Source organism: Pseudomonas sp. R62, assembly GCF_000257605.1.
Classification (GTDB): domain Bacteria; phylum Pseudomonadota; class Gammaproteobacteria; order Pseudomonadales; family Pseudomonadaceae; genus Aquipseudomonas; species Aquipseudomonas atacamensis.
Genome location: NZ_JH635998.1, coordinates 3,712,115 through 3,721,742, shown reverse-complemented (window position 1 = coordinate 3,721,742; position 9,628 = coordinate 3,712,115). Strand labels below are relative to the sequence as shown.

The window sequence follows — 9,628 nt, the reverse complement described above, 5'->3', positions numbered from 1 at the left end:
TCCCCTCTCCCTTTGGGAGAGGGTTAGGGTGAGGGCAATCCACAGGCTGCCCACACTAGCCAGAGCGCCAAGGTCAGAGCATTTCGAGCGCCATGATACGTGCTCGAATAAACCGCCGCTCCGGCTCCTGCCGCGTCAGCTCCAGCGCCCGCTGATACGCCGCGCGCGCCTGCTCCACCCGACCCAACTGCCGGCAAAACTCCGCCCGCGCCGAATGGACCAAGTGGTAATCCTGCAACTCGCCACGCGCCAGAATCCCTTCAACCAACAACAACCCGGCCAACGCTCCATCCCGTTTGGCCACCGCCACCGCGCGGTTCAGCTCGATCACCGGCGACGGCACCGCGCGCAGCAGCACGTCATACAGACCGACAATCTGCTCCCAGTCCGTTTGCGCCGCCGACGGCGCTTCCGCATGCACCGCTGCAATCGCCGCTTGCAGGCAATACGGCCCGAACCGCCGCGTACTCAGCGCGCGCTCGACCAGCGTGCAACCCTCAGCCATCAACCGGGCATCCCACAACGAGCGATCCTGATCGTCGAGCAATACCAGTTCACCGCTCGGCGAGGTGCGCGCCGGTCGACGTGATTCGTGCAGCAGCATCAGCGCCAGCAGACCCATGACTTCCGGCTCCGGCAGCAACTCCATCAACAAGCGCCCCAGCCGAATCGCTTCGCGCGTCAGATCCTCGCGTGTCAGCTCAGCGCCGACCGAGGCCGAATAGCCTTCGTTGAACACCAGATAAATCACCCGCAATACGCTGTCGAGGCGCTCGGGCAATTCGTTCAGCGTGGGCACTTGATAGGGGATTTTCGCGTCGCGGATCTTGGCCTTGGCGCGCACGATGCGCTGGGCAATCGCCGCCGGCGCCGAGAGAAAAGCGCGGGCGATTTCCTCGGTGGTGAGGTCGCAGACTTCGCGCAAGGTCAGCGGAACTTGCGCATCTGCCGCCAGTGCCGGGTGGCAACAGGTGAAGATCAGCCGCAAGCGATCGTCTTCCACGTCTTCGCCACTCCAGTCGGCCTGTTCGAGCTCATCAAGTTGTGCCAGCAGCAGCGGTTGCGAAGCCTTGAACCGCGCGCGCCGGCGCAGCACATCGATGGCTTTGAAACGTCCGGTGGAGACCAGCCAGGTCCGCGGGTTGTCCGGCACGCCGTCGCGTTGCCAGCGCTCGACCGCGACGAAGAACGCCTCGTGCAAGGCTTCTTCGGCGAGGTCGAAATCACCGAGCAGGCGGATCAGCGTCGCCAGAATCCGCCGCGAATCCTCGCGGTAGACCTGCTCGACCCGCGCCCGGACGTCAGACATTCAACTGCCGCACCGGACGTACCTCAACGCTGCCAACCCGCGCTGCCGGAATGTTGCCGGCCACCTGAATCGCTTCGTTGAGATCCTTGGCATCGATCAGGTAAAAACCGGCCAGTTGCTCCTTGGCTTCAGCGAAAGGCCCGTCGGTGATCGACACCTTGCCATTACGCATCCGTACGGTGGTGGCGGTTTCTACCGATTCCAGCGCTTCGGCGGCGATCATCCGCCCGCTGCCCTGAATCGACTCGGCGTAGGCCCAGCATTCGGCGTCTTCCGGGCTGTCCGGCGAGGTGTGCAGCAGGCGTTCATCGCTGTAGACCAGGCATAGGTATTTCATGGCGATCTCCTGATTCGAACGGATCAACTATGGCTGAAGATCAGGGGGTTACATCGAACAGCGTCGCGCCGCTCATCGGATCGAACGGTGCCGACCAGTGCTCGTGGGCAATCTTCCAAGCCCCGCCGACCTGCCGATAACAGGCGGTCACACGCATCCAGCAACTCTGGGTTTCGCCCTTGTCGTTGGTGCCGCCGCAATTGGCCACCCAGTGGGCGAAAGCGATGTTGTCGGCGCTTTCTATGGCGATTTCGTGAAACTCGAAAACGTGCGGGCCGGGGCACATTTCCATGCACTCGACCCAGTGCGCGCGGTAGGCCGCTTTGCCTTTGAATTGCAGGGCCTTGATCGCATCGAACGAGACGATGTCGTCGGCGTACAGGGCCATGACTTTTTCGACGTCCTTGGCCATTACTGCTTCGCGGTAGGTATTGATCAGAGTCTGGATTTCGCTTTGTGCGCTCATGGTGTTCTCCGTGGTTTTTGTTGTGAAGACGTCCTTAGTCGTTTGCCCTTTGCGTAGATCGACAGGGCAAACAAAAAAATTTCGCCGACAACAATGTCGCTAGAATCCGAGCTTCAATCCTTGTAGGAAAAAGGAAATTCCCGTGTCAGCCCAACTCGTGCCTTACGACAGCCTCGGCCCTTTGCAGCGTGAGCAAGTCGAGTCGATTGAAATTCACCCCGAGCAGATCAAGTTCTCCGGCGACATCCATGGTGCCCTGCACACCCTGCTGTCGAAACCCGGCCCCGGCGTGAAAGGTTTTGCCCTGCTGGCGGACGACGTACCGGTGGCGTTTCTGCTGCTCAAGCGCCCGCCGGTATTGCCCGACTGGGCCGACGAACACAGCGCCACGTTGCATGCTCTGCAGGTCGATCGGCGCGCGCAGGGCAAGGGTTACGGCAAGGCGTGCCTGCAAGCGCTGCCCGCTGTCGCCCGTGAAGCGTGGCCGGAGATCAAGGGGCTGGAATTGTCGGTGGACGCTGATAACGAGGCGGCGATTGCGCTGTATGCCAGGCATGGCTACGTCGACAGCGGCGAAGCGTACAAGGGCCGGATCGGTTACGAGCGGCGCATGGGGCTGTTCTTCTGAGTATCCCCTGATCGTTCCCACGCTACGCGTGGGAACGCCTCTTTGTGACGCTCTGCGTCACGGTTTTGGGACGCGGAGCGTCCCCGGCTGCATTACCACGCGGAGCGTGGGAACGATCAGGCAGTTTCGATAGGTCTTGGCCTCAGAGGGTCAGGATCATCTCGTGCCACGCCATGCCGCCGTGGTCGGACTCGGATGGCTTGATGTAGGCAAAGCCAAAGCCGGCATACAGCGCAATGTGCTGCTCCTTGCACATCAGATGAATCGTCGCTTTGTCCATGGCGCGCATGCGCTCGATGAATTCGCCGAGCAGGCGCTTGGCCAGGCCCTGCCCTTGGTAATCCGGGTGCACCACCACCGACATGATCACCACGTTCGGGCCTTTCGGGTCGTGGCCGATCAGTTCCTTGAACGCCTCGTCGGACATCTGCACGTCGAACGCCGCGCCGGAATTGATGAAACCGGCGACCACGCCGTCCACCTCGGCGACGATGAAGCCGTCCGGCCAGGTGGCGATGCGCGTGGCGATCTTTTCGCGGGTGGCGGCTTCGTCGCCTTCGTAGGCGACGGTTTCGATGGCATAGCAGCGGTCGAGGTCGGCGGCGCTGACGTTGCGGATCACGGTGTTCATGGCAGCTCAAAAATCTGTGGAAACAAGGCCCGCCAGCATAATGCAGAACCAACGGGGCGGACATGCTCCACCTCGATTGTTACGCCGCTCAGGCCTTGATCGGCAGCCAGATTTCCAGCGTGCCGGTATTGAGTTTCGGGTTGTAATCCTCGCTGTAGCGCTCGAATTCCGGGGCGTCCGCCGCTTCGTGGCCGGACTGCGGCAGCCAAGTGTTCCAGATGTACTGGAAGGTGTCAGGGAGTTGCGTCAGTGACCCTTTGTGCTCAAACACCGCATATTTCTGCGGCTGGATTTCAACCCAGCGGTACTTTTCCGGCAGGTCGTCGAGCTTGTCGATCTGCACCCCGGCGATGTATTCGAAACCGCCCTCGCCGTCCGCGTTGCAGCAAACGCCATAGGTCACTTCGTTGACTTGCGCGGGGATTTTTCCCAAGTGCGGGATCAGCTTTTCCCACAACGCGGGAATGTCTGCGGTGGTCTCCTGAGTGAATCGCCCGCCGAAACCGGCAATCAGCAGAAATTGCCCGTGTTCGAAGCGAGGCTCGGTTATCTCGACGCGTTGTTGTTCATCCATGACGCGACTCCTCAGAACGGAAAAGTGGATTCGGCTGGGAGTATAGAAAGCCCGACCCGTTTCGCACGTTTACAGCGAGTGCAACTGCTCGACGGCGCCCGAGCCGACGAACTCGTTGTAGCCGGAAACGATCACGTACACCGCGAAATAACAGAAGATCGCCGCTGATGCCAGATAGGAGTAGCGCAGAAGCTTGTCGCCCAGCAGCTTGCCGCCGTGGCTTGCAGCGAAGCACAGACCGGCCGACCACAGCAGCCCGGCGCAGAGAAAGCCGCCCAAAAACAGCGCCGAACTCAACGGACCACCGCCACCGGATCGGGCGATCAACGTACCGCCGACCGCAGCAAACCAGAGAATCGCACTCGGCGAAGACATGGCGAGGAAGATGCCGCGAAAGAATTCCTTGCGATGGGAGTTCTGCCCCACTTCCGCCGTTTCCGCCAGCAGCGCTTCGTGGTGAATCGCCGAATAAATCATCTTCGCCGCGAAGTAGATCAGCAGCGCCGAACCGCCAATCCACAGGACCCAGCGCACGGTTTCGTATTGCAGCAGAACGGTCATGCCGGCCAGCGCCAGCACCGCGTAAATCAGGTCGCCGACACAGGTGCCCAGGCCCAGGGCGAAGCCTTGAAAGTAGCCGCGCTGCATGGCCAGGGTGATCATCGCGATATTGGCTACGCCGATATCCAGGCACAGCGAAAGGCTCAGCAAGAAGCCGCTGGTGAATTCCATTGACCGATTTTCCTTGAAAAAAATGTTTACAACCGCGCTGGACAGTATGCCATCACTGCCCTTATCTTCCGCCACAGGTCACCGCAGTGACCAGCGTCGCTCGGACGGTTCCGGGCGCTTACGTTATCCGAGGCAACAATGGCCGAACAAGGTTCGCCGCGCCGCTTTGCGCGCATAGATCGACTCCCCCCTTACGTTTTCAACATCACCGCCGAGCTGAAAATGGCCGCTCGCCGCCGTGGTGAAGACATCATCGACCTGAGCATGGGCAATCCCGACGGCGCCACGCCGCCGCACATTGTCGAAAAACTGGTGCAGGTCGCCCAGCGTGAAGACACCCACGGTTACTCGACGTCCAAAGGCATTCCGCGCCTGCGCCGGGCGATTTCCAACTGGTACAAGCAGCGCTACGAAGTCGATATCGACCCGGAAAGCGAAGCCATTGTCACCATCGGTTCCAAGGAAGGCCTGGCGCATTTGATGCTGGCGACCCTGGACCAGGGCGACACCGTGCTGGTGCCGAACCCGAGCTATCCGATCCACATTTACGGCGCAGTGATTGCCGGCGCTCAGGTGCGTTCGGTGCCGCTGGTGCCGGGGGTGGATTTCTTCGATGAGCTGGAGCGGGCCATTCGCGGTTCGATCCCCAAGCCAAAAATGATGATCCTCGGCTTCCCGTCGAACCCGACCGCGCAGTGCGTGGAGCTGGATTTCTTCGAGCGGGTGATCGCCCTCGCCAAGCAATACGACGTGTTGGTCATCCACGACCTGGCTTATGCCGACATCGTCTACGACGGCTGGAAAGCGCCGTCGATCATGCAGGTGCCGGGGGCCAAGGACATTGCGGTGGAGTTTTTCACCCTGTCCAAGAGCTACAACATGGCCGGCTGGCGTATCGGTTTCATGGTCGGCAACCCGGAACTGGTCAGCGCTCTGGCGCGGATCAAGAGCTACCACGACTACGGCACTTTCACCCCGCTGCAAGTGGCGGCGATTGCCGCGCTGGAAGGCGATCAGCAATGCGTGCGCGACATCGCCGAGCAGTATCGCCAGCGGCGCAACGTGCTGGTCAAGGGCCTGCATGAGCTGGGCTGGATGGTCGAGAACCCGAAAGCGTCGATGTACGTCTGGGCGAAGATTCCCCAGGCGTATGCGCATCTGGGTTCGCTGGAGTTCGCCAAGAAACTGCTGGCCGAGGCCAAGGTCTGCGTTTCGCCGGGCGTGGGTTTTGGCGAGTACGGCGACGACCACGTGCGCTTCGCCCTGATCGAAAACCAGGATCGCATCCGCCAGGCCGTGCGCGGGATTCGCGGGATGTTCCGCGCGGATGGCTTGGTTACCAAATAACTGACACGCCTCTGATCGTTCCCACGCTCTGCGTGGTAATGCAGCCCGAGACGCTCTGCGTCTCAAAGCGGACGCAGAGCGTCCATTGAGGCATTCCCACGCGGAGCGTGGGAACGATCAAGCAGGAAGTCCACGCCCACAAAAAAACCGCATCACTGCGGTTTTTTTGTGCCTGCAAACTGCCGCTTATACGAACAGCGACAGCAGCAGGATAAAGCCCAGGCCGACCACCGAGAGGATGGTTTCCATCGCGGTCCAGGTCTTGAAGGTTTCGGCCACGGTCATGTTGAAGTACTGCTTGACCAGCCAGAAACCGGCGTCGTTGACGTGGGACAGGATCAGCGAACCGGCGCCGGTGGCCAGCACCAGCAGCTCACGGTTGACGCCCGGAATCATGCCGACAACCGGCACCACAATGCCGGCGCCAGTGATGGTCGCCACAGTGGCCGAACCGGTTGCAATACGGATCACCGCCGCCACCAGCCACGCCAGCAGGATCGGCGAGATCTGCGCGCTGACCGCCATGTGGCCGATCACGTCACCCACGCCGCTGGTCACCAGCATCTGCTTGAAGCCACCGCCGGCACCGATGATCAGAATGATCGCAGCGGTAGGCGCCAGACTCGCGTCGAGCCACTTGAGCATCTGGTTGGAACCGATGCCCTGCTTGTAGCCAAAGGTGTACAGCGACAACAGCAACGCCAGCAGCAGTGCGGAGATCGGGTGGCCGATCATGTCCATCCAGATGCGGAAGAAGTTGCCGTCCGGCAGTGCCACGTCAGCGAAGGTTTTCAGCAGCATCAGGAACACCGGCAGCAGCACGGTGACCAGAGTAATGCTGAAGCTTGGCAGGTTGGCCGAATCGTTTTCACGGGCCAGTTGATCGACCAGTTCCTGATTCGGGTGACCCGGGATGTGCTTGGCGATGAAGGTACCGAAGATCGGACCGGCAATGATGGCGGTCGGCAGCGCGACGATCAGACCGTAAAGAATGGTCTTGCCGATGTCAGCGCCGAACACGCCGATGGCCAGCAGCGGGCCCGGGTGCGGCGGCACCAGACCGTGCACCGCAGAGAGGCCGGCGAGCAGCGGGATACCGATCTTGATGATCGACACACCGGTGCGGCGCGCAACGATGAACACCAGCGGAATCAGCAGCACGAAGCCGATTTCGAAGAACAGCGGGATGCCCACCAGGAACGCGGCGAACATCATTGCCCACTGCACCTTGTCCTTGCCGAAGGCGCGGATCAGCGTCTGGGCGATCTGATCGGCGCCGCCGGATTCGGCCATCATCTTGCCGAGCATGGTGCCCAGGGCGAGGATGATGCCGACGAAACCGAGCACGCCACCAAAGCCGTCCTGGAACGCCTTGATGATGGTGTTGATCGGCATGCCGGAAGTCAGGCCGAGGAAGGCGGCGGCGATGGTCAGGGCGATAAAAGGGTGAATCTTGAATTTGGTGATCAGGATAATCAGGCCGATTACCGTGACCACCGCATCGAGCAGCAGGAACGTCTCGTGGGACATGCCAAACATGGGGGGTGTCTCCTGGATTGTTGTTGTTATTAAAGCGGGTTGAACAGAAGTCGGGAGGACAGCGCTGTCTTTTTCAACATACTCATACCGCCTGTTTCAGACCGTTGGCCTGCCACCAGACGTGAGCCTGCAGGGCCAGCTCTTCGACGCTGTGAATCGAGGCATTGAGCGGCAGAGTCAGCGGCTCGCCCTTCGGCGATTCGAGGGTGGCGAACTGGCTTTCGATCAACGTCGCCGGCATGAAGTGGCCCGGGCGGTGCGATACACGCTCGGCGGCGACTTCCGGAGTCAATTCAAGAAACACGAAACCCAGGCCCGGCAAGGCACTGCGCAGACGTTCGCGGTAACTGTGTTTAAGGGCGGAGCAGGTCAATACCGGGCGCTGGCCTTGGGCATCGACGCGACGCAGTTCATCGCACAGGCTGTCGAGCCAGCCGGCGCGGTCTTCGTCGTTCAGGGGGATCCCCGCGCTCATCTTTTCGATGTTCGCGGCCGGATGAAAAGTATCGCCTTCAATGGCAGTGGCGCCGCTCAATTGGCACAGGGCCTGGCTGACGCACGTCTTGCCGCAACCGGCAACGCCCATGATGACCAGGGCGGTGATGGGATGACTCATATAACACCTCAGCGCGCAGACAGCGCTACCTTTGCTAGCTATGACTCTAGTGCACAGGCAGAAGTTGCCGACGCCTTCTTGTCGTTTTTTTGGGTTGCAGCAGGTTTGTTCCTAACGCCAAAGAGCACTGATCAGGCAGGACCGCGCTCACGCATTTGCAGCTGCATCAGGACAGCGCTACCTTAGTGCCTTGATTTTTGTTTGGCAAGCCGCCCGATGACCTCCCTCAAGAACGATAAAAATACCCGCACCACCGGCCGTCCGACCCTTAATGAAGTAGCCCGCCTGGCCGGCGTCAGCCCGATCACTGCGTCCCGCGCCTTGCGCGGGGTGAGCACGGTAGCCACCGAACTGGTGGAAAAAGTGCAGAAAGCCGCGCTCGAACTCAACTATGTGGTCAACCCTGCCGCCCGCGCTTTGGCCTCGGCGCAGAGCCATTCGGTTGTCGTACTGGTGCCATCGCTGTCCAACCTGCTGTTCATCGACACGCTGGAAGCCATTCATCGGGTGCTGACGCCCAAGGGCTTCGAAGTGCTGATCGGCAACTTTCACTATTCGCGCGATGAAGAAGAAAACCTGCTGCGCAACTACATGGCCTATCAGCCGCGCGGGTTTCTGCTGACCGGTTTTGATCGCACGGAAAGTTCGCGGCGGATAATCGAGGCCAGCAACATTCCTTGCGTGTACATGATGGAGCTGGACAGTGCTGCCGGAGTCAATTGCGTGGGTTTCTCGCAGTTGAGCGCCGGGGAAACTGCCGCCGAACACCTTCTGTCTCGCGGACGCAAGCGCTTGGCCTACATTGGTGCGCAGCTGGATCAGCGCACGTTGTTGCGCGGTGAGGGTTTCCGCAAGGCGTTGCAGAAGGCGGGCCGTTACGACCCGGATCTGGAAGTGCTGACACCGCGTGCTTCGTCGGTGGGCTTGGGTGGCGAGTTGTTCCTGCAATTGCTGGCGGCGCATCCGGATGTTGATGCGATTTTCTTTGGCAACGATGACCTGGCCCAAGGCGCGCTGCTGGAAGCGTTGCGCAATGGCATCAAAATTCCCGAGCAAGTGGCGATTCTCGGTTTCAACGACTTGCCGATGTCCGAGCACATGGTCCCGCGCTTGAGCAGCATCAACACCCCGCGTGAGGCGATCGGCCGGCGCGCGGCGGAGCAGATGCTAACGTTGATGGCGGGCAACAAAGTGGCGCGGCCGGTGGAGGATATGGGGTTTGAGCTGAAGGTTCGCGAGAGTACCTGACCCTTCACAAATGCTGAGTTGAAACACAACCCGTGTGGGAGCGAGCCTGCTCGCGAAAGCGGTGGGTCAGTCAGCATTGATGCAGCTGACACGACGCCTTCGCGAGCAGGCTCGCTCCCACAGGGGATCTCTATCAAATTCAATGGCTGAGCAGGTCCACTAAAGCCTGCGCGCCCTTCTGCAATGGCTGGCTCTTGAGCC

11 protein-coding genes are annotated in these 9,628 nt (G+C 60.7%); 3 read left to right on the top strand and 8 right to left on the bottom strand.

All coding sequences use genetic code 11. The features are described from left to right. Window positions 1–73 precede the first annotated feature (73 nt). The 3 genes from OQK_RS17715 to OQK_RS17705 are packed head-to-tail and all read right to left on the bottom strand — an operon-like array spanning window position 74 to window position 2,112. Complete coding sequence (locus OQK_RS17715) at window positions 74–1,309, bottom strand: RNA polymerase sigma factor (RefSeq protein ID WP_016773559.1); 1,236 nt, start codon at window positions 1,307–1,309, stop codon at window positions 74–76. After that, window positions 1,302–1,646, bottom strand: coding sequence for a YciI family protein (locus OQK_RS17710; protein WP_016773558.1), 345 nt, complete (start codon window positions 1,644–1,646; stop codon window positions 1,302–1,304). The genes OQK_RS17715 and OQK_RS17710 overlap by 8 nt, the downstream gene beginning before the upstream one ends. Window positions 1,647–1,686: 40 nt before the next feature. Continuing rightward, window positions 1,687–2,112: a YybH family protein gene (locus tag OQK_RS17705; protein WP_016773557.1), complete on the bottom strand. Its 426-nt coding sequence runs from the start codon at window positions 2,110–2,112 to the stop codon at window positions 1,687–1,689. A gap of 142 nt (window positions 2,113–2,254) precedes the next feature. On the opposite strand from OQK_RS17705, the gene OQK_RS17700 reads away from it, so the two are divergent. Then, window positions 2,255–2,740 carry a GNAT family N-acetyltransferase gene (locus OQK_RS17700; protein ID WP_016773556.1) on the top strand — a complete coding sequence of 162 codons (486 nt, stop codon included), beginning with the start codon at window positions 2,255–2,257 and terminating at the stop codon, window positions 2,738–2,740. 142 nt (window positions 2,741–2,882) lie between these two features. Here OQK_RS17700 and OQK_RS17695 read toward each other — a convergent pair whose 3' ends face one another. The 3 genes from OQK_RS17695 to OQK_RS17685 form a co-directional block, all read right to left on the bottom strand. Next, the gene (locus OQK_RS17695; RefSeq protein ID WP_016773555.1) at window positions 2,883–3,371 is read right to left on the bottom strand and encodes a GNAT family N-acetyltransferase; all 489 of its coding nucleotides are present in this window, start codon (window positions 3,369–3,371) and stop codon (window positions 2,883–2,885) included. Between the two features lie 88 nt (window positions 3,372–3,459). Further along, window positions 3,460–3,945, bottom strand: coding sequence for a GyrI-like domain-containing protein (locus OQK_RS17690; RefSeq protein WP_016773554.1), 486 nt, complete (start codon window positions 3,943–3,945; stop codon window positions 3,460–3,462). A 69-nt stretch (window positions 3,946–4,014) separates the two neighbouring features. Beyond that, window positions 4,015–4,677, bottom strand: coding sequence for a LysE family translocator (locus tag OQK_RS17685; protein ID WP_016773553.1), 663 nt, complete (start codon window positions 4,675–4,677; stop codon window positions 4,015–4,017). Between the two features lie 138 nt (window positions 4,678–4,815). Between OQK_RS17685 and alaC the strand changes: the two genes are divergently transcribed. Then, the gene (gene alaC, locus OQK_RS17680) at window positions 4,816–6,024 is read left to right on the top strand and encodes an alanine transaminase (RefSeq protein ID WP_016773552.1); all 1,209 of its coding nucleotides are present in this window, start codon (window positions 4,816–4,818) and stop codon (window positions 6,022–6,024) included. 186 nt (window positions 6,025–6,210) lie between these two features. Here alaC and OQK_RS17675 read toward each other — a convergent pair whose 3' ends face one another. Next, window positions 6,211–7,563, bottom strand: coding sequence for a GntP family permease (locus tag OQK_RS17675; RefSeq protein WP_016773551.1), 1,353 nt, complete (start codon window positions 7,561–7,563; stop codon window positions 6,211–6,213). Between the two features lie 82 nt (window positions 7,564–7,645). Beyond that, window positions 7,646–8,179, bottom strand: a complete 534-nt coding sequence (locus OQK_RS17670; RefSeq protein ID WP_016773550.1) for a gluconokinase — start codon at window positions 8,177–8,179, stop codon at window positions 7,646–7,648. A gap of 216 nt (window positions 8,180–8,395) precedes the next feature. Here OQK_RS17670 and OQK_RS17665 point away from each other — a divergent pair, with 216 nt between their 5' ends. Then, on the top strand, window positions 8,396–9,427 hold the full coding sequence (locus OQK_RS17665) for a LacI family DNA-binding transcriptional regulator (protein WP_016773549.1): 1,032 nt from the start codon (window positions 8,396–8,398) through the stop codon (window positions 9,425–9,427). Window positions 9,428–9,628: the final 201 nt, after the last annotated feature.

Bases quoted from the DNA above. Each gene is read 5' to 3' on its own strand.
- OQK_RS17685 (WP_016773553.1), bottom strand. From the start codon at position 4,677: ATGGAATTCACCAGCGGCTTCTTGCTGAGCCTTTCGCTGTGCCTGGAT.
- alaC (WP_016773552.1), top strand. From the start codon at position 4,816: ATGGCCGAACAAGGTTCGCCGCGCCGCTTTGCGCGCATAGATCGACTC.
- OQK_RS17715 (WP_016773559.1), bottom strand. From the start codon at position 1,309: ATGTCTGACGTCCGGGCGCGGGTCGAGCAGGTCTACCGCGAGGATTCG.
- OQK_RS17675 (WP_016773551.1), bottom strand. From the start codon at position 7,563: ATGTTTGGCATGTCCCACGAGACGTTCCTGCTGCTCGATGCGGTGGTC.
- OQK_RS17690 (WP_016773554.1), bottom strand. From the start codon at position 3,945: ATGGATGAACAACAACGCGTCGAGATAACCGAGCCTCGCTTCGAACAC.
- OQK_RS17705 (WP_016773557.1), bottom strand. From the start codon at position 2,112: ATGAGCGCACAAAGCGAAATCCAGACTCTGATCAATACCTACCGCGAA.
- OQK_RS17670 (WP_016773550.1), bottom strand. From the start codon at position 8,179: ATGAGTCATCCCATCACCGCCCTGGTCATCATGGGCGTTGCCGGTTGC.
- OQK_RS17665 (WP_016773549.1), top strand. From the start codon at position 8,396: ATGACCTCCCTCAAGAACGATAAAAATACCCGCACCACCGGCCGTCCG.
- OQK_RS17710 (WP_016773558.1), bottom strand. From the start codon at position 1,646: ATGAAATACCTATGCCTGGTCTACAGCGATGAACGCCTGCTGCACACC.
- OQK_RS17695 (WP_016773555.1), bottom strand. From the start codon at position 3,371: ATGAACACCGTGATCCGCAACGTCAGCGCCGCCGACCTCGACCGCTGC.